Here is a 21,057-nt window from a genome sequence, read left to right on the forward strand (position 1 = left end):
TTCGTAGGTGTGGTCAAAAATTGCCGGTGACTTCGCCGGAAAATCAGCCACAATGCGCGCGGTCTGCGGCCCGCCGTTCGGGCCGTTCCGTGTCGACCTACCCCCCGCGAGGATTTCTCATGAAACCACTCAAACTCATCGGCTTGGCCCTGGGCGCATCGCTGGCGCTCTCGACCGCAGCTTTCGCCGAAGACATCAACATCGCCGTGGCCGGCCCCATGACCGGCAGTGAATCGGCCTTCGGCCGCCAGATGCAGAACGGCGCCGAGATGGCGGTGGCCGACCTCAACGCCGCCGGCGGCGTGCTCGGCAAGAAGCTCGCACTGCAGGTGGGTGACGATGCCTGCGATCCGAAGCAGGCGCGCTCGGTTGCCGAAAAGCTCGCCGGCTCCGGCATTCCGTTCGTCGCCGGCCATTTCTGCTCGTCGTCGTCGATCCCGGCCTCCGAGGCCTATGCCGACAGCAACGTCCTGCAGATCACGCCCGCCTCGACCAACCCGCTGTTCACCGAGCGCAAGCTGTGGAACGTGGCGCGCGTCTGCGGCCGCGACGACCAGCAGGGTCTCGTCGCCGCCAACTACATCGCGAAGAACTTCAAGGGCAAGAACATCGCGATCCTCAACGACAAGACCACCTACGGCAAGGGTCTCGCTGACGAGACCAAGAAGGCGCTGAACAAGGCCGGCGTCACCGAGAAGATGTTCGAGTCCTACAACAAGGGCGACAAGGACTTCAACGCGATCGTCTCCCGCTTGAAGCGTGACAACATCGATCTCGTGTATGTCGGCGGCTATCATCAGGAAGCCGGCCTCATCCTGCGCCAGATGCGCGACCAGGGTCTCAAGACCATCCTGATGGCGGGCGACGCGATGAACGACAAGGAGTTCGCCTCGATCACCGGTCCTGCCGCGGAAGGCACACTGTTCACCTTCGGCCCCGAGCCGCGCAACAAGCCGAGCGCGAAGGCGATCGTCGACAAGTTCAAGGCCAAGAACATCGATCCCGAGGGCTACACGCTCTACACCTACGCCGCGATCCAGGTCTGGTCGCAGGCGGTGAAGAAGGCCAATACCACCGACGCCAAGAAGGTGATGGACACCATCAAAGCCGGCGAGTGGGACACGGTGCTGGGCAAGCTCGGCTTCGACGCCAAGGGCGACATCAAGCAGATCGACTACGTCGTCTACAAATGGGACGCCAAGGGCGGCTACGCCGAGCTCGGCGGCAAGGGATCCTGATAGGAACTCCCGCTTCGATCATCAGCTGGATGCAAACGCCCCGGTCATCGACCGGGGCGTTTTGTCGAAGCGCCTGAAGGAAATTGCGAAACTCCGTCATACGGAGAGAAAGTAGCAGGCCGGCTCAGCCGGCACAGGCCGAAAGCGATGCGGCCCCCTTCGCCGCGACTGCCGACCGGGCCGTTTCGACGGCGCGCATCAGCTCCGCCGGGCGGAACGGTTTCTGCAAGTACACGACACGGGTCAGCTCGTCCGACATCGACGCGCCATCGAAGGCGTTCATGCCGGAGACGGCGACCACCGGCACGTCGGGAACCAGCGCACGCATGCTACCGATGAGATCGAGCCCATTGGAATCATCGAGATAGATGTCGACGATGGCCGCATCGAATGCCTGGTCGCGGAACAGCTGCAGTCCGGACGCGGCGGTTCCCGCTTCGACCACGTCGAACTGATTGACGCGCAGCACCATGGAGATCATGGCGCGCACATCCTTCTGATCGTCGACCACCAGAATCCGTGGCATCAACTTCTCCAGAATTTTTCCGTTGGACAGCCTACAACATCGAAGGAAATCGAGCACAACTACCGGTATATTTATCTCATTAGCGGTAAAGGTGCAGTTACTTCTACTATCGACTCATTCTACAGAACGTCTCGATCTGGTACCATACAACCTTCATTAGAACATTGATTTTTATCGCGCACAAGTGGTGGACGCCGCGTTTTGCACGTTGGCTCTGTTGCGCAGGATTCCTGGAGATGCAGAGCATCGAGGATCATCGCGAAGTCCTTCTGTCGACGTCCACCGCGACGCGCCGAGACCAGATCGCAGCATTGGCTGCGATTGCGATCTCGACCCTGCTGTTTGCCGCTGCCGCTCCCTTTGCAAAGGTGCAGTTGCCGGCAGTGCCTGCGTTCGTCGCGAGCTACCAATCGGCGTTGGCGCTGAACGATCTCATCACTGCGTTCCTGCTGTTCTCCCAGTTCGTGCTGCTGCGCTCCCGACCACTGCTGTGGCTGGCCTCCGGTTACCTGTTCACCGCGCCGGCGTCGCTGCTGCATACGCTGGTGTTTCCGGGGCTGTATTCTCACAGCGGCCTGCTCGACGCAGGGCCGCAGACCGCGGTTTGGATCTACATGATCTGGCACGGCGCGTTCCCGCTGTTCGTTCTCGCCTATGCGCTGCACGACCGTGTCCATCCGACACCCGTCAAATCCGTCGCGCTGTCGCTGTCGGTCGCCATTCTCGGCGTGGCGATCGCGCTTGCGGCACTGACCTGGGCGGTGATCGCCCATGATGCAGCGCTGCCCGCGCTCGTCCGCGCCGACGCTGCCACGCCGGCATTGAAGATCGTGGTCGGCGCCATCTGGTGCGTGACGTCGGCTGCCCTGCTCGTGCTGGCGCTGCGCCGGCCGCACAGCATTCTCGACCTCTGGGTCATGGTGGTGCTGTGCGCCTGGCTGTTCGATCTCTCGCTCTCCTCGCTGCTCAACGCCGCCCGATTCGACCTCGGCTACTACGCAGGGCGCATCTACGGCCTGCTGGCAGCGAGCTTCGTGCTTGGCGTCCTGCTCGCGGACAATGTCAGTCTGCAGGCAAGACTCACGCGGCTGTTGCAACGGCAGCGCCGCGAGAGCGAGAGCGAGCGGGCACGCTTCATCGCGCGCGAGCGGCTGTTCAGCGCCGTGGTGGAATCCTCCAGCGACGCCATCATCACGCTGACGCTGCAGGGCAAGATCACGTCATGGAACCGCGCTGCCGAACACCTGTTCGGATATCGCGCAGACGAGGCGCTCGGCCACGACATCGGCCTGATCGTGCCCGCGGAACGGCGCAGCGAGGTCGATCGCATCCTGAGCCGGATCGGGGACGGCGAGAACATCGAGCATCACGAGACGATCCGCCGCCACAAGGACGGCCACGAGATCGAAGTGTCGCTCGGCGTGTCCCCGATTCTCGACGCGCGTGGCGCGGTCGTCGGCGCCTCCAAGGTCGCGCGCGACATCACCGAGAGCAAGCGCACCCGAACCGCCCTGACCCGTGAGACCGAGGAGCGCCGCCGCATCTTCGAGACCTCGCAGGACCTGATCCTGGTGGCCAACTCCTACGGACAATTGATGCAGGTCAGCCCGAGCGCGGTGGACGTGCTCGGCTACCGGCCGGAGGAGATGGTCGGCCGCAATGCCAGCGACTTCGTCTTTCCGCCCGAGCTCGAGGCGGTCCGTAGCCAGATGCGCGCCTGCCGCCGCGGCCGCGACGTCCACAATTTCGAGGCGCAGCTCCTGCACAAGGAAGGCCGCGGCGTCGTCCTGAACTGGATGGCTAGCTGGTCGGACCCGGTGCAGCGCCACTTCTTCGTCGGCCGCGACCTCACCGAGAAGCGCGCCGCCGAGGCGCAATTCCGCCAGGCGCAGAAGATGGAGGCGGTCGGGCAGCTCACCGGCGGCGTCGCCCACGACTTCAACAACATCCTCACCGTCATCACCGGCAGCATCGGCATTCTTGCCGACGCCGTGTCCGACCGGCCGGAGCTCGCCTCCGTCGCCAAGCTGATCGACGACTCCGCCGACCGCGGCGCGCAGCTCACGCGGCAGTTGCTGGCCTTCGCCCGCAAGCAGCCGCTGCAGCCGACGGATATCGACGTCAACGCGCTGTTGAACGAGACCGCAGCCTTGCTGCAGCCGACGCTCGGCGCGCAGATCGAAATCGAGCGCACGCTCAGCTCCGATCCATGTACCGCACTGGCCGATCCGAACCAGCTCGCCACCGCGATCGTCAACCTCGCGCTCAATGCACGCGATGCGATGCCGCAGGGCGGAAAGCTGACGCTGGAAACGGCCAACGTCGCGCTCGACCAGGACTATGCCGACGCCCATAGCGAGGTTGCCGTCGGCGATTACGTGATGATCGCCGTCAGCGATACCGGCTGCGGCATCCCGCCCGCCTATCTCGAGAAGGTGTTCGATCCGTTCTTCTCGACCAAGGGCACCGGCAAGGGCACGGGCCTCGGCCTCAGCATGGTGTTTGGCTTCGTCAAGCAGTCGGGCGGCCATATCAAGATCTATAGCGAGGTCGGCCACGGCACCTCGATCAAGCTGTATTTGCCGCACTCGGCGTCCGCTCCGGCCGCCAGCGCGGGCCTGCAGGCGCCGGACGCGCGCGGCGGCAACGAGACGATCCTGATCGTGGAGGACGATCCGCTGGTACGCCAGCACGTGATCGCCCAGGTCGGCAGCCTCGGCTACACCACCCTGGCTGCAGCCAACGCCGCCGAGGCGCTCGACGTGCTGGAGCGTCATCCGGAGATCGACCTGTTGTTCACCGACGTCATCATGCCCGGCGCCATGAACGGCCGCCAGCTCGCCGATGCCGCCCGCGCGCGGCGGCCATCGCTGCGGACGCTGTTCACCTCGGGCTATACCGAGAATGCGATCGTGCATCACGGCCGCCTCGACGCCGGCGTGCTGCTGCTGCCCAAGCCCTACCGCAAGCCCGAGCTCGCCCGCATGATCCGCATCGCGCTGGAGCGATGAAGCAGCGCGCTGTTGCATTGAGCCGCCGCGCCGGCCGCGCTATCCATCCGGCATCATCACCTGCAGCGAGGGCGATCGTGCAGAACCTCCTCACCGACATCCCTGGCGTGCGCGTGGGCCACGCCGATGACGCGGCGCTCGCGTCCGGTGTCACCGCGATCCTGTTCGATCAGCCGGCGGTCGCCGCGATCGACATCCGCGGCGGCGGGCCCGGGGTGCGCGAGGACGCTCTGCTCGATCCTGCGAATACCGTGGAACGGATCGACGCCATTGCCCTGTCGGGCGGCTCGGCGTTCGGGCTGGAGGCCGCGAGCGGCATCCAGGCCTGGCTGGCGGAACAGGGGCGCGGCTTTGCCGTGCGCGACGCGCTGATCCCGATCGTCCCCGGCGCGATCATGTTCGACCTCTTGAACGGCGGCAACAAGGCCTGGGGTCGCTACACGCCCTATCGCGAGCTCGGCTATGCGGCAGCGGCGGCGGCCGGCACGAGCTTCGCGCTCGGCAGCGTCGGTGCCGGGCTCGGCGCCACCACCGCCAACCTGCAGGGCGGGCTCGGCTCGGCGTCGGCGACGACGACAGGCGGCATCAAGGTCGCGGCCGTCGCGGTGGTGAATGCGGTCGGCAGCGTCACCGTCGGCGACGGTCCCTGGTTCTGGGCAGCACCGTACGAGGTCGACGGCGAGTTCGGCGGCCGCGGCCTGCCGGCCGCGTTCATGCCGGACATGCTGGCGATGCGCATCAAGGGCGGCCCGGCGGCGTCGGCCGCCGAGAACACGACGATCAGCCTCGTCGTGACCGACGCCGTCCTGACGAAGGCGCAGGCCAAGCGGCTCGCGATGATGGCGCAGACCGGCATGGCGCGTGCGATCTATCCGGTGCATCTGCCGCTCGACGGGGACATCGTGTTCGCGGCGGCGACCTGCGCCAGGCCGATCGAGCCGCTGGTCGAGCTGAGCGAGCTCGGCATGGTCGCGGCCAACGTCCTGGCGCGCGCGATCGCCCGCGGCGTCTATCACGCGAGGCCGCTACCCTTCGCCGGCGCGCTGCCGTCCTGGCAAGGCCGCTTCGGCAGTTGAGCCTACGCGCTGACCGCGGTCGTTGAAGTCGTGGAGGCCGACAGCATGTTGGACTGCCGCTGGATCAGCTTCTCGATCATGTTGTAGGACGAGGTCGCAGCGCTGGACGCGGTGGTGGCCGCCGGCGTCGTCAGCGTCACCTTCGAGCCATCCGCGTAGGTGATCGTGGTGGTGGTCGACCCGTCGCTGTTGGTGGACGAGGAGCTCGAGGCGCCCGACAGCGCCTGCATCAGCGCATCCGCTCCTGCTCCCGACGAATTGCCGCTGCTGCCCGACCCGCCAGAGCCGGCCTGATGACGATGATGGCCACGACCGCTGCCCGCGCCCTTCAGCGCCGATGTCAGCTCGTCCATGCTGACACTGCCGTCGCCGTTGCTGTCGAGCTTGCCGAACACCTTGTCGGCATTCGCAAGGTTGGTGCCGCCGGCGCCGAGCGCAGTCTCGAATTCCGACTTCGTGATCTGCCCGTCGCCGTCGCCGTCGATCTGCGAGAACAGGTCCTGCAGCGGATTGGCGCTCGAGCTCGCGCTCGACGTCGTGCCCGACTGGCTCTGCGCCGCCAGCAGCGCGTTCATCGTCTCCGGCGCGATCTGCCCCGAGCTGCTGCTGCCGGAGCTCGACCACGGGGCGAAATTGCCGGAACTGCCCGCGTTGCCGCCGCTGAGGCTGAACAGCCCGCCGCCAGCATTGCCCGATTTGCCGGAACCAGACTTGGTGGATCCCAGCGACTGCAGTCCATCCAGGACCGACGCCGCGGCCCCCAGTGCAAACCACATGGTGAAACTCCGAGAAGGCCGCAGCGAACGGCGGCGACATGCGAACGTCCGCTCTCCTCGCAATCGCCATGCCATCGCCAAACTGCTGATATGTCCGGACATTTCGCGATGTTGCGGATGCCCCAACCCGGCACTTCATGCCGCGCCCGGCAGATTTTTCCTGCTCGCGTTGCCGGACTGGCCCCTGCATGATACGGCGACAATCCCGATCGCACTGGAACAGCCGTCCATGACCCAGCCCTTCACGCCGCGTCCGCTCGTCATCGCGCCTTCGATCCTGGCGTCGGATTTCTCCAAGCTCGGCGAGGAGGTTCGCGCCGTCGATGCCGCCGGGGCCGACTGGATCCATCTCGACGTCATGGACGGCCATTTCGTGCCGAACATTTCCTACGGCCCTGACGTGATCAAGGCGCTGCGCCCGCACACCACCAAGATCTTCGACGCGCATCTGATGATCACGCCGTGCGATCCCTATCTCGAAGCCTTTGCCAAGGCCGGCTGCGACCACATCACGGTCCATGCCGAGGCCGGCCCGCATCTGCATCGCTCGCTGCAGGCGATCCGCGCGCTCGGCAAGAAGGCCGGCGTCTCGCTCAACCCCTCGACGCCGCTCAACGTCATCGAATACGTGCTCGACCTCGTCGACCTCGTGCTGATCATGTCGGTCAATCCCGGCTTCGGCGGCCAGGCCTTCATTCCCTCGGCGATCGGCAAGATCCAGGATCTGCGGGCGATGACCGCCGGCCGGCCGATCGATATCGAGGTCGATGGCGGCGTCGGCCGCGACAATGCCGGCGCGCTCGCCGCGGCCGGCGCCAACGCCTTTGTCGCAGGCTCCGCCGTGTTCAAGGGCGGCACGGAGGAGGCCTATCGCAGCAACATCGCCGCGATCCGCAGCGCCGCCACGTTGGCGCGCGGCGAAGCGATCTGAGGCACGCGAGGCGGGATGCACACGCTCACGCCGCAGCCGCTGGCGAAAGCCGCGTTCGCCGCCTTCGGCGACGTCGTCGAGACCGATGGCGCCCAGCCCATCGACATCAACCAGGGCTTTGCCCGCCGCTGCAACGGCCTCGCCGCCATCGACGTCACCTCGGGCGGCGTCGACGTCAATATCAGCCTGTTCGAGGCCAAGCCGCGGCCGCTCCCGATCGAGATCAGGCTGATGGAGCGGCATCCGCTCGGCACCCAGTTGTTCATGCCACTGCAGGACCGGCCTTGGCTGGTGCTGGTCTGCGCCGATCCGCGGGATCCCGCGAGCTACCGCGCCTTCGCCGCCAGCGGACGCCAGGGCGTGAACTACGCGCGCAACGTCTGGCATCATCCGCTGCTGGTGTTCGACGAGGCCTCGCGCTTCATGGTGGTCGACCGCATGAGTCCCGACAATCTCGAGGAGCTGTGGCTCGACCAGCCGCTGTTCCTGAGCATCCCCTGAATCATGGCGCGCGGGCGTGCCGATCCGCGCGCAGGAGAGACGACGATGGACAAGCCGAACTACTTCGTGCCGCAGGGCGGCCACCCGCCGCAAACCGATCTTCTCACCGGACGCGCCGTGTTCACCGAGGCCTACGCCGTGATCCCCAAGGGCGTGATGCGCGACATCGTCACCTCGGCGCTGCCGTTCTGGGACAAGACGCGGACCTGGGTGATCGCGCGTCCCCTCTCCGGCTTCTCGGAGACGTTCTCGCAATACATCGTCGAGGTGTCGCCCGGCGGCGGCAGCACCCAGCCGGAGCCTGATCCCGAGGCCGAAGGCGTGCTGTTCGTCGTCGGGGGCGAAATCGCGCTGACCATCGCCGGCACCGATCATCGCTTGGGCAAGGGCGGCTACGCCTTCCTGCCACCCTCCTGCAAGTGGACGCTGAAGAACGCCAGCGCGGTGCCCGCGACCTTCCACTGGATCCGCAAGGCCTATGAGGCCGTCCCCGGCATCGCCGCGCCGGACGCCTTCGTCACCAACGAGGCGACGACCGCGCCCGTCGGGATGCCCGGCACGGACGGCCGCTGGGCCACCACGCGCTTCGTCGATCCGCTCGACGTCCGCCACGACATGCACGTCAACATCGTCACCTTCGAGCCCGGCGCCGTGATCCCGTTCCTGGAGACGCATGTGATGGAGCACGGACTCTACGTGCTCGAGGGCAAGGCCGTCTACAAGCTCAACCGCGACTGGGTCGAGGTCGAGGCCGGCGACTTCATGTGGCTGCGCGCGTTCTGCCCTCAGGCCTGCTACGCCGGCGGCCCCGGCCGCTTCCGCTATCTGCTCTACAAGGACGCCAACCGCCACATGAAGCTGCGCCCGTTCCGGTGAGGTGAGCCGAACGCCGCAGTGGTGGCGTACTTGCTGCGGGACTGACAGCTTGGAGTTGATCACCCTGCATAGAGCGTTACGAAATGATGACCGCATTGGAGCAAAGTCTCGTCAAGCTACGAGGCACCCAGGTCGATGTCTCCGCCGAGGATGCTCCTGACGAAATCGGAGCAGCAGCCGTCGGCTTGAAATTTTCAGACGGCACCATCTTGAAGGCCTTCTACTGGCGCCTCATACAAGACGACCGCGCTGTGCTGTCGAGCTTCGATCACCGACAGCAATATGGTCTTCCGACCCCCAACGACGCGACGCAGGAAATGTCTAGGCTCCTGCATGGTACATCGTGCAGCGATGCCCGGTTCGACAGAGAAACGGCTGACCTGATCCTGCTCTTTGGCAACTCGATCAAGCTCCAGATCTTGAACTTCACCGCTTACGAAATCTGGCAGATCCACTTTCCAGACGGCTCCGTAGAATACTCGAACTATGCTCTCAGTTGATACGCCCACGGTTCATGCGCACATCGCCCTCGCCGGCGGAAACGGCGCTGAACGGTCGGGCTGAGGTGCCGCCGGCGTAGCGCTCGAACCGCATGGTGAAGGTCTCCTGCCCCGCACTCAAATGCTGTAAGAGAGCAGCCCCCACGACATCCTTCTTCACGCACCGCTGCCACGCCTCACCCTGAGGAGCCCGCCAGAGGCGGGCGTCTCGAAGGGCGAGGCCCCGGACCGGGCCTCATGGTTCGAGACGCGCCTGCGGCGCTCCTCACCATGAGGAGTTGCCTCCTCATCCGCCCGACCCGACCTTCGCCGGCACATCGTCGTCGTCCATCTCCCGCGCGGCAGCGCGCGTGCGGACCACCGTGACGGTGCAGCCCGCCTCCGCGGCGACCTTCGCCGAGACGCTGCCGAGCAGCGAACGCAGCACCGAATCGCGCCTCGCGCCGATGATGATGTGGTCGACCTGGTTGGCCTCGGCGAACTCGATGATGGTGGCGGCCGGATCGACGGCCTCCAGCACATGCACCGTCAGCCGGCTGGCGTCGAGCTTGAGCGGCGTCGCCCAGTGCTTCAGCGCGACCATGCGGTCGATGTGCTTGTTGTTGCCCTCCTCGTCCAGGGTGCGGTCGATGGTGAGGCGCCCGAGCTTCAGCACGTTGACGCAGGCGAGCCGCGCCGCAGGCAAGGTCGCGAGGATGCGCTGCGCGGTGAGCCGCAGCGCGCCGTTGAGCTCCTCGCCGCCTTCCGCGGTGTCGATCGCGACCGCCACGATCGGACTGGAGGCGATCTGCACCGCGACATCGGATGCTTTCTGTTCCGGCTGCACCAGGCCGCGGTTGAAGCGGCGGCGCCACACCGTGGTGATCGGGTCGCGCTTGACCTTCTCCGCGCGCGCCGTGAGCTTGACCTGGTCGGGATGGCCGAGATCGAAGGCAAGCTGCGCCGCGGTCGGGTAGCGCCAGACCGGCTCGATCTCCAGGCAGCGCAGCACGATCTCCTGCAGCCACGGTGGATAGTCCGGCTTCAATTGCCGCGGCGGATAGGGATCGCGCCAGAGCCGCCGGCGCATGCCCCGCAACGTCTCGGTCTCGCCGAACGGCCGTACGCCGGTGGTGAAGAAGTAGAGCAGCACGCCGAGCGAAAAGATGTCGCTGCGCGGATCGCTGCGCGTGCCCATCATGCGCTCGGGCGCCATGTAGGGCGCGGTGCCGTAAGGCAGGCGGAACTCCTCCTGCAAGAGATCCGGCAAGTGCTTGTGGCAGGACAGGCCGTAGTCGATCAGCACCGCCTCCCCCGTCGGCCTGAACATGATGCTGGAGGGCTTGATGTCGTGATGGATGACGTGCTGCCGGTGAATATCGGCGAGCGCGGTCGCGATCTTCGCGACCAGCACCCGCGCCTCCTCGTAGGCCAGCGGTAGCTCGGGCAGCCGCTTGTACAGTGTCTCGCCCGGGATCTGCTCGATCACCACATAGGCCTGGGTGGCGAAATCGCCGGTGCCGAAACAGGCCGGCACGTGCGGTCCCGATAGTTTTGGCAGGATCATCTGCTCCATCTCGAAGCTGACGATCGCCGCGGGATCCTCGCCCTCGGAGACGCGCGGCACCTTCATCAGGATGGGCCGGTCAATGTCCGGATGGGTGACGCTCCACAACGTCGCCATGCCGCCGGAATGCACGCACTCGCCGACCGTGAAGCCGTCGATCACGACGCCCGGCTTGAGCTTTGATTTCGTCATGCTCTAGCGCCCCATCGAGAGCCGCTGCGCCAGCCAGGGCGGCAGGCCGTTGTCGCGAATGCGCTGCGCCGCCGCCTCGACGTCATAGGGCACGCGGCAATAGGTCAGCTCGCGGGTCTTGGTGTCGAAGGTCACGAACGACGCGGCCGGATCACCGTCGCGCGGCTGGCCGACCGAGCCGACCACGGCCAGCCATTGCCGGCCGCGCAACAGCTGAATGGGCATGTTGGCGGTCGGGGTAAAGCTCGTCATCTTGGCGGTGGCGGACATCGAGTACAGCGCCGGACGGTGGATGTGGCCGCAGAACGTCACCTGCGCCTCGGTCGCGATCATGCTGCGCGCGGCATCGGCCGACGACTGGACATAGCGCCAGCGCGGCGGGCTGGACGCCTCCGCATGCACGAACAACCGGTCGTCGTCACCGATGCTCATCGGCAGTTCGGCGAGAAAGCGGCGCTGCTCGGCGCTGAGCCGGCCGCGCGTCCACTCCATCGCCGCCTGCGCCTCGGCATTCATGGTCTCGCTCGCGACCGAGACGGCATTGTCGTGGTTGCCGCGCACCGCCAGCCCGCCCTCGGCGACGATCGCCATGACCGTGTCGACCGACCATTCCGGATCGGCGCCATAGCCGACGATGTCGCCGAGGCAGATGAGACGATCCGCGCCACGCGCACGCGCCACCTCCAGGCACGCCGCAAAGGCCTGCCGATTGGCATGGATATCGGTGAAAATCGCCAGCAGCACCCGTGTCCTCCCGGTTCCACCGTACAAGTGGGCTTCGCACGGAATTTGAGCAACATCAAACCAGGCGGATCGGAGCTAGGAGTTTTTCGGCGCGGCCGATCCATCGGCGTCACGACGTCGCGTTCTCGCGGCGGACCTCGCCCGAGCTGTGCGATCGCTGTGCCCCATCGAACGAGCGAGAGGGCGCGGGGAATGCCGGGTGAAGGCCTCACCCATGGCCCGCCTGCAGAAAAAAAGCAGGCGGCAGTCACCACAGGTTCAGCCGAACATCCGGCATTCCCCGCGCGACGGTTTTAACGCTTATATCGTGATCTCCCCGGGGACCGGCTTGTTGACCCCGTCATTGACGCAGCGCGCGAGCGCTGGCGTCAGCTTGACCTCGGCACCGGGAGGCCAGGACGACACGACTTCACGTCCGCAGGCCAAGCGCTCGTCTCACGCTAGCCCAGCGTCCATCGCTTCCCCGCCCCACGTGTCGTGACGATCGCGCGCTACGCCCCTCTGCTCGGGACGGGATGATAGCGTATAGCATGACTTCTGAAAAAGCGAAATAGATTTCTTGGATGGCGCTTGCTACACGGCGAAATCCGTTCCCGCGTCTCACGCTCCGGAATAACCGATGATTATCGCTGTTTGGAACGAAGTACTTGGTGGTGTCGATCTGATGGTCGATACCGAGGGCGTCGATGTGTTGATAGATCAATTGACTAGACTTAAGACGCAAAACAGAAATCACCTGCATATTTATGATGTCGGGCTGACATCTCCTTGGGGACACAAGCAGGTTGCCAAGCAGATCGTCATCAATTGGATTGGCGAACCCGACCTCTTTGAGGAGGAGGAGTCGTAGTCCGTGCGCCCACGCCGGAAGCGGCAGTCGAGTGTCTCACGCGCTCTGTCGGTGAACCCGGATATCGCTTTCGCTCTTCCGGGCTACACGATGATGAAGACCTCGCTGCTGTCATAGTCCCCGCCTCGCATGGTCGATGAGCGCGCGGAGCTTGGGCGCCAGGTTCCGGCGCCTTGGAAAGTACAGGTAGAATCCGGCAAACGGCGCGGAAAAGCTTTCGAGCAGCGGCACCAGTTCGCCACGCGCGACGTAGGGCTGGAACGTCTCCTCCATGCCGAAGGTGATGCCGCCGCCCGCGCATGCGGTGCGGATCATCAACGACATGTCGTTGGTCGTCAGGCTGGGCTTCACCTCGACATTGAAGTCCCTGCCCGCTTCGGTGAACTCCCAGCGATAGGGCGCGACCAGCGGCGCGGGCCGCCAGCCGATGCAGGCATGATGAATCAGATCGCTCGGGTGCGCCGGCGCGCCGTGCGCTTCCAGATAGCTCGGTGCGGCGAAGGCCAGCTGCCTCTGATCTCCGGACACCGGGACAGCGATCATGTCCTGCGCGATGACTTCTCCGAGGCGTACCCCCGCGTCGTAGTGCTCGGCGACGATGTCGAAGGTGTCGTCGGTGATGGTGATGTCCAGTTCGATCGCGGGACAGGTTTGCATGAACGAGGCCAGCAAGGGCCCGGAGAGGAAGCGTTCGGCGATGGAGGACACGGCCAGCCGCAGCAGGCCGGACGGCGGCCCGGCCTTGTCGCCGATCTGCTCGGCAGCGGCATTCAGCGCGCCGATCGCCGGCGCGACGTCCGCATAGAAACGGCGTCCCGCCTCGGTCAGGCTGAAGCTGCGGGTCGTCCGGCTGACCAGGGAAATCCCGAGATGGTCCTCCAGCCTGCCCATGGCTTGGCTGACGGCAGACCGCGTCACGCCCAGCCGGTCCGCGGCAAGGCGGAAGCTCCCGGCCTCGGCCACCGCCACGAACAGCTCGATCATGTTCTTGTCGATCCGCATTGGTTAGATGCGCTTACCACCGAGGCAAGCATTGGGCAAATTGTCGTGACAATGCCGGCAACCTAGCTTCCGCCCGTCACCAACCGACGGGAGTTGAACATGGACAAAGTCATCCTGATTACTGGGGCGTCGAGCGGCATTGGCGCGGGGATAGCACGAGAGCTGGCCGCCACGGGCGCGCGGCTGCTGCTGGGCGCGCGCCGCCTGGATCGGCTCGAGGCGCTCGCCGCCGAGCTGCACGCGGCCGGCCAAACCGCCGAGGTTCGGGCGCTGGATGTGACCAACCGCGCCGATGTCGCGGCCTTTGCCGAGGCTGCGCGCGCGATGTGGGGGCACGTGGACGTCATGATCAACAATGCCGGCATCATGCCGCTCTCGCCGATGGCCTCGATGAAGGTCGACGAGTGGGATCGCATGGTCGACGTCAACATCAAGGGCGTGCTGAACGGCATCGCGGCGGTGTTGCCCGGCATGCTGGCCCGCGGCTCCGGACACATCATCAACATCGCCTCGATCGGCGCTCTGCAGGTCGTGCCGACCGCCGCAATCTACTGCGCGACCAAGCACGCCGTGCGGGCGATCTCGGACGGGCTCCGGCAGGAGAATGAGAAGCTGCGCGTCACCTGCATCCATCCGGGCGTGGTCGAGAGCGAACTCGCCAGCACCATCACGGACGAGACCGCAGCCGAGATGATGCGCAGCTACCGCGCGATTGCCCTGCAGCCGGACGCGATCGGCCGCGCCGTGCGCTATGCCATCCAGCAACCCGACGATGTCGACGTCAACGAGATCGTCGTTCGTCCGACGCGGGCGCCGTGAGGCGCAGGCGGCTCTACCGCAACACCACCTCGAGAAGGTTGGCGAGCCGCGCAGCGGCGAGCGCGGCCTGCTTGCGGGCAAGGTCGCGGGCGTTGGTCTCGTACTCGCGGGTCAATTCGACCGGCTGCTTGTCCGTGCGAACGGGAGAGGCATAGGCCACCGTCTTGGCGAGATCGAAGCTCTCTTGCGCCCACACCGCGGGGTCGATGATCTGCGCCTTGCCGGCGTCGGGCGTGACGGTCGACAGGCCTCCGCGCTGGTCGGCGTCGAAGATCGCGCCGAACACGGTCGAATAGCCGCCGAAGATGCCGTCCCAATAGGCGTGCAGATTCTGCGTCTCGCCGTTGGCGGCGATCACCTGCTCCTCATTGCCGCCGCGGTCGCCGCCTTTGTCGGGAAGCGCGGACGAATAGCGGGCGATGGCGTGCAGCGGCTGGTGCAGATCGCCGACGAGGTGGATGCTCCAGCTGAGGCTGTACGAACGCAGCGGCTCCGAGGCGTCGGTGTTCGCCGGCAGCTTGGCGATCATCAGCTTGAGCTGCGACACCGCATCCACAGCATCAGGGCGCGGCAGCGGCGTGTCGTCGGCCGAGAACAGCGCGTCCTTGTAGTGCCAGTACTGATGCTTGAGGTGGCCGTACGGCACCAGCTGCTTCGCCGTCGAATCCGTCACCTGATCGTCGTAATAGTCCGGCTTCATCTTGATGTCGTCCGGCCAGGTCGCCGCATGCACGAAAGCGTATAGCTTCTCCTGTCCCGCAGGCGCGCCGGCAACCCAGCTGGCGTAGTCGGGATTGAGCTTGAGCAGCGCATCGGCCCGGTCCCGCGTCGCCGGGGACAGCTTCTTGTAGGCCAGATAGGCGATCTGCATGTGGCCCTCGTCCCACCAGGCCAGAGCCGGTCCGGCCGGCCACAACATCAGGGCCAAAAACGCAATCATCAGCTTACGCATCGCGAAGCCCCCCTCGAGATTCAATCAACAAATGAAACGCGCGTTCGGCTGGATTACTAGACGATCCTGAGCCTAGCCTGAATGGAGAAAGTTGGCAATTTCACCGCTTGCGCCGCGGTCATTTTCCGCCGTCATTGCGAGCGCAGCGAAGCATCCAGGGCTGCGAACTGGACCCTGGATTGCTTCGTCGCTTCGCTCCTCGCAATGACGGTGGCGAGTTATCGACTCTCCGCTGGGAGGCTCTTCCGCGTCGCCCCGTTCACTGCTCGTCCTTCGGCGGCATGCGCGGCGGCAGAAGTGGCGTGAACGAGACGCCGTCGCCGGCGTTCTTGGCGGCCTTGAACTCGCCGGTGGAGGGATCGCCGCCGGCGGTCTCGATGATGGTCTTCGGCAGAATGTATTCGCGCGCGGCGTCGATGACGCCGCCGTCGCCGGTGCCGAAATCAGCGGCGCGACCGCCCTGCGGATGACCGGCCGCGATCTGGTCGGCGGCGTGCTGGGCCTTGTCGGCAAGTGTGTCGCTGTAGGGAATGCGATAGGCGCGCGGCACGCCGCTCGGACGGTTGTCGTCGTCCAGCGCCTCGACCCACAGATAGACCGCGCCGGGATCGCCCTCGACGGAGTGCGGATCGACGATCCGCACCTGCAGCACCTTGAAGCTCCGCGGCAGCCGGTCGACGCTGGCCCAGCCGAGCAGGCCGCGGGCGCCGACGAAGCTGCCGACATAGAACGCGCTGGTGACGATCACTGCGACCGCCTTCACCTGCCACGGCAGCCTTGCATAGACCAGCACCAGCAAGAGCAGCGCGCCGATCAGCGCATAGCACACGGACAGCGTGACGATGACGGTCTGCAGATTGCTCATCATCGCCTGATCATCCTGACGCCGGTCTTGGGATCGAGGTCGGCGCCGTTGGCGCGGACATTCCGGAACGTCTCCAGCAGCGATTTCGGCCGCCGCTGGACGTCGATCACCTTGCCTTCCGCATTGAGCTTGAATCGCAGCGCGGTCTTCTCGTCGCCGGAATGGTCGAGCACGACCTTGTCGTCGAAGATCACCTGCGCGGTCGGGTTGAGCTTCTGCACCTTCACGGTGGCCTCGACCGGCGCGCCGCTGACGTTCTGGAAATGCGAGATGTTGACGGTGTATTCGCCGGCGACGATGCCTCTGATCGTGACGATCTCCTCGCGGATCGGCGACGGGATCTTCAGGCCGTTGACCAGGATGAAATCGTTGGCGCCGCCGCGGTCGTCGCGATCGAGGGTGAGGAAGCCGGCCTCGCGATGCCGGTACCAGGCGATGTTGCCGACGGGGTCCTGCACGAACAAATCGAGATCGTCGGGATGGTTGTCCGGCCAGTCCATCGTGATCAGGAACTCGGCCTTGCTGTCCACCTTGCCGTCCTTGGCGTCCGGCGAGATCGCGAGCACCGCGATGAAGAAGAAGAATGCGACGATCTGCAACGCCTTGAACAGCATCACGCTGAACGGGTCGAACTGCTCCTCGCGCGGATAGAGTCCGAAATCGTCCATCATGCGTCCTGCTCCGGCGCGCGATCCATCGCGCGCTCGAGCCGCGGTGTCACCCGCGTCTCGGTGAGCATGACCGCGTCCGAGAACACGCGCCCGGTTGCCGCATCCAGCATGTAGTACTGGATGCGCACCAGGATCGAGCCGACGAGGCCGGCGAGCGTCGTGTACATCGCCACGGCCATGCCGTCGCTCATCAATCCCATCGAGGACTTCATCGCCAGCTTGTCGTTGATGTCGAGACCGGCAATCGGCGCCAGCATGATGATGAAGCCGATGATGGTGCCGAGCAGGCCGAGCTTCATCAGCGTGTCCGAGGCGAAGCCGCCGAAGCCGTTGGAGCCGCGCAGGCGGTCGGCGAGCGTCCGCAGCAGCAAGGTCTGGTCAAGACGCCCTGCCCCTTGCGTTTGCGCCTTGGTGACGAGGCTGCGGATGTGGTTGGTGACGAGCCCTTTGGGAAGCAACTGAGCATCAGGTTCGAGCGCGCGCGCCGCATCGGGCCCGATCAGCACGGCGCGGCAGCGCCGCGCTGCATCCGCTTCGCGCGCGATCGCTCTGGTGCGCCAGAAGCAATGGCAGCAGGTCACGACGTAGAGCACGGCGATGACGCTGGAGATGTAGGTGCGGTCTGAGGCGACCATCAGGTGGAAATAGCCGTAGCGGGCGAGCACCACGGCGGCGAATATCGTGAGGCCGGTGAAGATCATCCAGAGCAGCAGCGGCCCGCGCTCGGCGCTATCGCGCGCAGGTTCCACCCGATCGGCACTGCTGATCACGCTCATGCAAGACCTCCCGATGCGCGCCGTTTCGTTCGGCGCTTCGCAGAGGGAGTTAAGCAGAGCGGCGGAACAGCGTCCAAAGACATCTGCCTCGAGGCGCTCGGGAAAATTTCCCAACCTGCGGCTTGCTGCAGTGCATTTACTTGGCGGAGCAGCAGCCCATTGTTACGCTGCGGCAAAAGCCGTGGAGAGGATCGCATGCGTCTCGTGCTCCAGCTCATTGCGCGCCTCGCGCTGATCGTGCTGCTGTGTCTGGCCGCCGCGGCCGTATGGGTCACCGTCGACGCCTATCGCAGCGTCGACCGCGCCACCGCGGCATCGGCCGACCGGGTCTCGCAGGCGCTGGAGGCGCTGTATTGGCGCGAGCTGCTGCTGCGCGGCAACCGGTCGCGCGAGCGGCTGCTGCCGCTGCCCGACTGGCGCACGACCGAGACCATGAAGCTGATCGCGCCCGGCATCTGCGTGCAGCTCAAGCCCGAGGCCGCCTTCGAAAAGCCGCTGTGCGGCCAGAGCAAGGGCCTCGGCGCCGCGCCGCCGCGCTGGTTCTCGGGCGCGGTGGAAGCCGTCCTCGGCGATCACGCGGCAGTCGCGCAGCCGATCAGCGCGCGCTCCACCACCGCGGGAACCGTTTCGGCGATCGCCGATCCCGATGCGGCGATCCAGCTCGCCTGGCTGCGCATCCGGGACAGCTTTGGCGTGGCGCTGGCGATGGCGGCCGCGATCGGCGTGCTGGCCTCGCTGGCGATCGCCCATGCGCTGGCGCCGGCGCGCAGCATCGTCCAGGCGCTGCAGCGGATGGCAGAGGGCGATCACCGCCCCGCACTGCCGCGCTTCCGCTCGATGGAGCTCGCGATGATCGGCCGCGCCGTCGGCGAGCTCGGCGACCGGCTGTCCCAGGCCAACGAGCAGCGCGCGGCGCTGACCGAGCGCCTGCTCGACATCCGCGACGAGGAGCGGCGTGCCCTGGCGCGCGAGCTGCACGACGAGTTCGGGCAGAACCTCACGGCGATCCTTGCCTTTGCCTCGACGATCGAGAGCGCCGGCAACGGCCGCAACGATCAGGTGGCGCAGGATGCGCGCATGATCACGCAGTCCGTATCCCACTTGATGGCCTGCCTGCGCGGCACCTTGAGCCGGCTGCGCCGTCCGCTCACCGAAGAGCTCGGCCTCGCCGCAGGCCTGATCGCGCTGACCGAGAACTATCAGCATGCCGCGCGACCCGCGATCCGGCTCGACCTGCACGGCGATCTCGCCGACATCCAGGGCCCGGTCGCGGTCACCGCCTATCGCATGGCGCAGGAATGCCTGACCAATGCGCTCCGCCACACCAGCGCGAGCGAGGTGTCGTTGCGGGTCGAGCGCCGTCAGGGTCCGGAGAGCGCGCTCGTGATCTCGGTCGAGGACGACGGCGGCGGCGATGCGACGTTGCTGGCGCAATCGCGCGGCTTCGGCCTGACCGGAATCCGCGAGCGCATCGCCGCCGTCGGCGGTTCGCTGTCGATCGGCCCGGCCGCGCGCGGGCTCAGCGTCTCCGCGACAATTCCACTGGCCGCCTGAGATAACGCGGATGCCCGAGCGCACAGGCATTTCGATCCTGCTGGTCGACGACCACCCGGTGGTCCGCCAAGGCTATCGCCGCGTGCTGGAGAGCCAGGAGGGATTTCGCGTCATCGCCGAGGCCGACAGCGCCGCGGCGGCCTATGCCGCGTTCAAGGCGCATGCGCCCGACGTGGTCGTGCTCGACATCTCGATGAAGGGCGCCAGCGGGCTGGAGGCGATCCGCAACATCCGTGCCCGCGACAATCGCGCCTGCATCCTGGTGTTCTCGATGCATGGCGAGGCGCCGCTGGTGAAGGCAGCGTTCGCCGCCGGGGCCGGCGGCTTCGTTACCAAGAGCAGCGAGCCGTCGGCGCTGGTCCGCGCCATCCGCATGGTGATCAGCGGCGGGCGCGCGCTCAGCGACGACGTCGCCCATGTGCTGGCCGCCGACAGCCTCGATCCGCAGCAGACCGTGCTGGACCGGTTGGGCGAACGCGAGATCGAGATCCTGCGCCAGTTCGCCTCGGGCCTGACCACCGAGCAGATCGCCGCGAACCTGCACCTCAGCGTCAAGACGGTGCAGAACTATCATTATCTGGTGAAGGCCAAGACCGGACTGCAGACCGATGCGCAGCTCGTGCGGCTGGCGGTCACCAGCGGGCTGACGGATTTGTAGTCCGGATGAGCGCAACGATATCCGGGGTCTCACGCACTCCGCGTCTGAACCCGCATGTCGCTACGCTCATGCGGGCTACGCTTGGCTAACGCGCCGCAAGCCCGCGCAACAACAACGTCAGCACCGCATCGGCTCGGGCCGAGCAGGTGCACTCGCTCCACTCGTCGGCATGGGCCGGATGATGAAAACTTCTCGTCGCATCGAAGATCGCGGCGGCCGCAACTTTTGGATCGGCGACGTCGAACGCGCCCTGCGCGACGCCCTCCGCGATCATGCCCTCGACCTGGGCGATCAGGTTCTGCTTGTGCGCCTTGACCACCGAGCACGCCTCGCGCGCCAGGGTGAGATAGGTCGCGAACATCTCCGGATCTTCGCAGACCCGCTTCTGCTTGGCGCCGAACAGCTCGCGCAGCCAGCGCTCCAGCTTCGCCGGCGCGGGGCCCGGCTCCGCCGCGATCTGCGCCAGCGGCGCGCTGACCCGCTCGAGCCAGCGCTTGGCAACCGCCTCGCGCAGCGAGGCCTTGCTGGGAAAGTGACGATAAACGGAGCCGTGGCTGACATCGAGCGCTCTCGCGACGTCGACGACCGTCGCTTTGGCGAGCCCGTACCGGCGCAACACATCCTCGGTGACTTCGAGGATGCGCTCGGATGTCAGAACCACGGCCTCATTCATGCGTGCACCATATCGGCGTCGGACGTATGCGCCTTGATCTGGATCGTCTCAGCCCGATCGGCGGACGACGGCGCGCGGAACTTGGCGGCCTGGGCCTCCAGGTGACGCGCGACCTGGAGATTCAGCCAGTCCTGAAATTGTGAGTGCAACAATCGCTTTTCAATCTTCATCGAAGCGGTCCTTCGCAGTTGAAACCGCTGAACCCAAGGTCAGACAGTGCAGGTTGGTCTTAAGCACGGTGGCACAATCGATATACATCATCGCGCTGACAGATTTCAATATCTGTCAGCACGATTTTTGAGAAATGGTATTATAGTCTT

Annotated in this window: 23 protein-coding genes; 11 read left to right on the top strand and 12 right to left on the bottom strand. The window is 65.9% G+C overall.

The annotated features are described in order from the left end of the window. Positions 1 to 119: 119 nt before the first annotated feature. Positions 120 to 1,238 (top strand): branched-chain amino acid ABC transporter substrate-binding protein, encoded by a 1,119-nt coding sequence (locus tag ACQR1F_RS10455; RefSeq protein WP_315714776.1) that lies wholly within the window; start codon positions 120 to 122, stop codon positions 1,236 to 1,238. A 124-nt stretch (positions 1,239 to 1,362) separates the two neighbouring features. Here ACQR1F_RS10455 and ACQR1F_RS10460 read toward each other — a convergent pair whose 3' ends face one another. After that, a complete protein-coding gene (locus tag ACQR1F_RS10460) occupies positions 1,363 to 1,764 on the bottom strand; it encodes a response regulator (RefSeq protein WP_315801147.1) in 402 nt (133 codons plus the stop codon). Positions 1,765 to 2,000: 236 nt separating this feature from the next. On the opposite strand from ACQR1F_RS10460, the gene ACQR1F_RS10465 reads away from it, so the two are divergent. Beyond that, positions 2,001 to 4,775: a PAS domain S-box protein gene (locus tag ACQR1F_RS10465; protein WP_434912969.1), complete on the top strand. Its 2,775-nt coding sequence runs from the start codon at positions 2,001 to 2,003 to the stop codon at positions 4,773 to 4,775. Between the two features lie 77 nt (positions 4,776 to 4,852). Continuing rightward, on the top strand, positions 4,853 to 5,851 hold the full coding sequence (locus tag ACQR1F_RS10470) for a P1 family peptidase (RefSeq protein ID WP_434912970.1): 999 nt from the start codon (positions 4,853 to 4,855) through the stop codon (positions 5,849 to 5,851). A 2-nt stretch (positions 5,852 to 5,853) separates the two neighbouring features. Here ACQR1F_RS10470 and ACQR1F_RS10475 read toward each other — a convergent pair whose 3' ends face one another. Beyond that, positions 5,854 to 6,627 carry an EF-hand domain-containing protein gene (locus ACQR1F_RS10475; protein ID WP_316176888.1) on the bottom strand — a complete coding sequence of 258 codons (774 nt, stop codon included), beginning with the start codon at positions 6,625 to 6,627 and terminating at the stop codon, positions 5,854 to 5,856. Positions 6,628 to 6,856: 229 nt separating this feature from the next. Here ACQR1F_RS10475 and rpe point away from each other — a divergent pair, with 229 nt between their 5' ends. The 4 genes from rpe (at position 6,857) to ACQR1F_RS10495 (ending at position 9,435) form a co-directional block, all read left to right on the top strand. Next, the gene (rpe, locus tag ACQR1F_RS10480; protein ID WP_315801151.1) at positions 6,857 to 7,558 is read left to right on the top strand and encodes a ribulose-phosphate 3-epimerase; all 702 of its coding nucleotides are present in this window, start codon (positions 6,857 to 6,859) and stop codon (positions 7,556 to 7,558) included. A 15-nt stretch (positions 7,559 to 7,573) separates the two neighbouring features. Further along, positions 7,574 to 8,059 carry an ureidoglycolate lyase gene (locus ACQR1F_RS10485; protein ID WP_434912971.1) on the top strand — a complete coding sequence of 162 codons (486 nt, stop codon included), beginning with the start codon at positions 7,574 to 7,576 and terminating at the stop codon, positions 8,057 to 8,059. Positions 8,060 to 8,104: 45 nt separating this feature from the next. Beyond that, positions 8,105 to 8,935 carry a bifunctional allantoicase/(S)-ureidoglycine aminohydrolase gene (locus ACQR1F_RS10490; RefSeq protein ID WP_434912972.1) on the top strand — a complete coding sequence of 277 codons (831 nt, stop codon included), beginning with the start codon at positions 8,105 to 8,107 and terminating at the stop codon, positions 8,933 to 8,935. Between the two features lie 83 nt (positions 8,936 to 9,018). Further along, a complete protein-coding gene (locus ACQR1F_RS10495) occupies positions 9,019 to 9,435 on the top strand; it encodes a hypothetical protein (protein WP_434912973.1) in 417 nt (138 codons plus the stop codon). Here ACQR1F_RS10495 and ACQR1F_RS10500 read toward each other — a convergent pair. The 3 genes from ACQR1F_RS10500 to ACQR1F_RS10510 all read right to left on the bottom strand — a co-directional run bounded on the left by ACQR1F_RS10500 (position 9,428) and on the right by ACQR1F_RS10510 (position 11,917). Then, positions 9,428 to 9,595 (bottom strand): hypothetical protein, encoded by a 168-nt coding sequence (locus tag ACQR1F_RS10500; RefSeq protein ID WP_434846364.1) that lies wholly within the window; start codon positions 9,593 to 9,595, stop codon positions 9,428 to 9,430. The two genes, ACQR1F_RS10495 and ACQR1F_RS10500, sit on opposite strands and share 8 nt — an antisense overlap. Positions 9,596 to 9,721: 126 nt before the next feature. After that, entirely contained in the window at positions 9,722 to 11,173 is a 1,452-nt protein-coding gene (locus ACQR1F_RS10505; protein WP_434912974.1) for a serine/threonine protein kinase, read from the bottom strand. Between the two features lie 3 nt (positions 11,174 to 11,176). Beyond that, positions 11,177 to 11,917, bottom strand: coding sequence for a metallophosphoesterase family protein (locus ACQR1F_RS10510; protein WP_434912975.1), 741 nt, complete (start codon positions 11,915 to 11,917; stop codon positions 11,177 to 11,179). 619 nt (positions 11,918 to 12,536) lie between these two features. Between ACQR1F_RS10510 and ACQR1F_RS10515 the strand changes: the two genes are divergently transcribed. Next, on the top strand, positions 12,537 to 12,767 hold the full coding sequence (locus ACQR1F_RS10515; protein WP_434912976.1) for a hypothetical protein: 231 nt from the start codon (positions 12,537 to 12,539) through the stop codon (positions 12,765 to 12,767). Between the two features lie 111 nt (positions 12,768 to 12,878). Here the strand turns inward: ACQR1F_RS10515 and ACQR1F_RS10520 are convergent, their stop codons facing one another. After that, positions 12,879 to 13,769, bottom strand: coding sequence for a LysR family transcriptional regulator (locus tag ACQR1F_RS10520; protein ID WP_434912977.1), 891 nt, complete (start codon positions 13,767 to 13,769; stop codon positions 12,879 to 12,881). A 99-nt stretch (positions 13,770 to 13,868) separates the two neighbouring features. Here ACQR1F_RS10520 and ACQR1F_RS10525 point away from each other — a divergent pair, with 99 nt between their 5' ends. After that, positions 13,869 to 14,588 (top strand): SDR family oxidoreductase, encoded by a 720-nt coding sequence (locus tag ACQR1F_RS10525; RefSeq protein WP_316238829.1) that lies wholly within the window; start codon positions 13,869 to 13,871, stop codon positions 14,586 to 14,588. A gap of 13 nt (positions 14,589 to 14,601) precedes the next feature. On the opposite strand, the gene ACQR1F_RS10530 is transcribed toward ACQR1F_RS10525, so the two are convergent. The 4 genes from ACQR1F_RS10530 to ACQR1F_RS10545 form a co-directional block, all read right to left on the bottom strand. Beyond that, positions 14,602 to 15,540 (bottom strand): S1/P1 nuclease, encoded by a 939-nt coding sequence (locus ACQR1F_RS10530; RefSeq protein WP_315801159.1) that lies wholly within the window; start codon positions 15,538 to 15,540, stop codon positions 14,602 to 14,604. A 259-nt stretch (positions 15,541 to 15,799) separates the two neighbouring features. Continuing rightward, complete coding sequence (locus tag ACQR1F_RS10535; RefSeq protein WP_316183107.1) at positions 15,800 to 16,408, bottom strand: hypothetical protein; 609 nt, start codon at positions 16,406 to 16,408, stop codon at positions 15,800 to 15,802. Next, complete coding sequence (locus tag ACQR1F_RS10540; RefSeq protein ID WP_316183106.1) at positions 16,405 to 17,076, bottom strand: hypothetical protein; 672 nt, start codon at positions 17,074 to 17,076, stop codon at positions 16,405 to 16,407. The genes ACQR1F_RS10535 and ACQR1F_RS10540 overlap by 4 nt, the downstream gene beginning before the upstream one ends. Further along, complete coding sequence (locus ACQR1F_RS10545; protein ID WP_316183105.1) at positions 17,073 to 17,852, bottom strand: MotA/TolQ/ExbB proton channel family protein; 780 nt, start codon at positions 17,850 to 17,852, stop codon at positions 17,073 to 17,075. Before ACQR1F_RS10545 ends, ACQR1F_RS10540 begins: the two co-directional genes overlap by 4 nt. Before the next feature lie 195 nt (positions 17,853 to 18,047). On the opposite strand from ACQR1F_RS10545, the gene ACQR1F_RS10550 reads away from it, so the two are divergent. Continuing rightward, entirely contained in the window at positions 18,048 to 19,406 is a 1,359-nt protein-coding gene (locus tag ACQR1F_RS10550) for a histidine kinase (protein ID WP_434912978.1), read from the top strand. Between the two features lie 10 nt (positions 19,407 to 19,416). After that, positions 19,417 to 20,064 carry a response regulator transcription factor gene (locus tag ACQR1F_RS10555; protein WP_316183103.1) on the top strand — a complete coding sequence of 216 codons (648 nt, stop codon included), beginning with the start codon at positions 19,417 to 19,419 and terminating at the stop codon, positions 20,062 to 20,064. 85 nt (positions 20,065 to 20,149) lie between these two features. Here the strand turns inward: ACQR1F_RS10555 and ACQR1F_RS10560 are convergent, their stop codons facing one another. Then, complete coding sequence (locus ACQR1F_RS10560; protein ID WP_316183102.1) at positions 20,150 to 20,737, bottom strand: TetR family transcriptional regulator; 588 nt, start codon at positions 20,735 to 20,737, stop codon at positions 20,150 to 20,152. Then, positions 20,734 to 20,907, bottom strand: coding sequence for a hypothetical protein (locus ACQR1F_RS10565; RefSeq protein WP_315801167.1), 174 nt, complete (start codon positions 20,905 to 20,907; stop codon positions 20,734 to 20,736). The genes ACQR1F_RS10560 and ACQR1F_RS10565 overlap by 4 nt, the downstream gene beginning before the upstream one ends. Positions 20,908 to 21,057 lie beyond the last annotated feature (150 nt).

This window comes from Bradyrhizobium sp. HKCCYLS3013 (assembly GCF_051167615.1).
Classification (GTDB): Bacteria; Pseudomonadota; Alphaproteobacteria; order Rhizobiales; family Xanthobacteraceae; genus Bradyrhizobium.

Coding starts and splice junctions, on each gene's coding strand:
- ACQR1F_RS10455 (WP_315714776.1), top strand. CDS start 120: ATGAAACCACTCAAACTCATCGGCTTGGCCCTGGGCGCATCGCTGGCG.
- ACQR1F_RS10460 (WP_315801147.1), bottom strand. CDS start 1,764: ATGCCACGGATTCTGGTGGTCGACGATCAGAAGGATGTGCGCGCCATG.
- ACQR1F_RS10465 (WP_434912969.1), top strand. CDS start 2,001: ATGCAGAGCATCGAGGATCATCGCGAAGTCCTTCTGTCGACGTCCACC.
- ACQR1F_RS10475 (WP_316176888.1), bottom strand. CDS start 6,627: ATGTGGTTTGCACTGGGGGCCGCGGCGTCGGTCCTGGATGGACTGCAG.
- rpe (WP_315801151.1), top strand. CDS start 6,857: ATGACCCAGCCCTTCACGCCGCGTCCGCTCGTCATCGCGCCTTCGATC.
- ACQR1F_RS10485 (WP_434912971.1), top strand. CDS start 7,574: ATGCACACGCTCACGCCGCAGCCGCTGGCGAAAGCCGCGTTCGCCGCC.
- ACQR1F_RS10490 (WP_434912972.1), top strand. CDS start 8,105: ATGGACAAGCCGAACTACTTCGTGCCGCAGGGCGGCCACCCGCCGCAA.
- ACQR1F_RS10495 (WP_434912973.1), top strand. CDS start 9,019: ATGATGACCGCATTGGAGCAAAGTCTCGTCAAGCTACGAGGCACCCAG.
- ACQR1F_RS10505 (WP_434912974.1), bottom strand. CDS start 11,173: ATGACGAAATCAAAGCTCAAGCCGGGCGTCGTGATCGACGGCTTCACG.
- ACQR1F_RS10515 (WP_434912976.1), top strand. CDS start 12,537: ATGATTATCGCTGTTTGGAACGAAGTACTTGGTGGTGTCGATCTGATG.
- ACQR1F_RS10520 (WP_434912977.1), bottom strand. CDS start 13,769: ATGCGGATCGACAAGAACATGATCGAGCTGTTCGTGGCGGTGGCCGAG.
- ACQR1F_RS10525 (WP_316238829.1), top strand. CDS start 13,869: ATGGACAAAGTCATCCTGATTACTGGGGCGTCGAGCGGCATTGGCGCG.
- ACQR1F_RS10530 (WP_315801159.1), bottom strand. CDS start 15,540: ATGCGTAAGCTGATGATTGCGTTTTTGGCCCTGATGTTGTGGCCGGCC.
- ACQR1F_RS10535 (WP_316183107.1), bottom strand. CDS start 16,408: ATGATGAGCAATCTGCAGACCGTCATCGTCACGCTGTCCGTGTGCTAT.
- ACQR1F_RS10540 (WP_316183106.1), bottom strand. CDS start 17,076: ATGATGGACGATTTCGGACTCTATCCGCGCGAGGAGCAGTTCGACCCG.
- ACQR1F_RS10545 (WP_316183105.1), bottom strand. CDS start 17,852: ATGAGCGTGATCAGCAGTGCCGATCGGGTGGAACCTGCGCGCGATAGC.
- ACQR1F_RS10550 (WP_434912978.1), top strand. CDS start 18,048: ATGCGTCTCGTGCTCCAGCTCATTGCGCGCCTCGCGCTGATCGTGCTG.
- ACQR1F_RS10555 (WP_316183103.1), top strand. CDS start 19,417: ATGCCCGAGCGCACAGGCATTTCGATCCTGCTGGTCGACGACCACCCG.
- ACQR1F_RS10560 (WP_316183102.1), bottom strand. CDS start 20,737: ATGAATGAGGCCGTGGTTCTGACATCCGAGCGCATCCTCGAAGTCACC.
- ACQR1F_RS10565 (WP_315801167.1), bottom strand. CDS start 20,907: ATGAAGATTGAAAAGCGATTGTTGCACTCACAATTTCAGGACTGGCTG.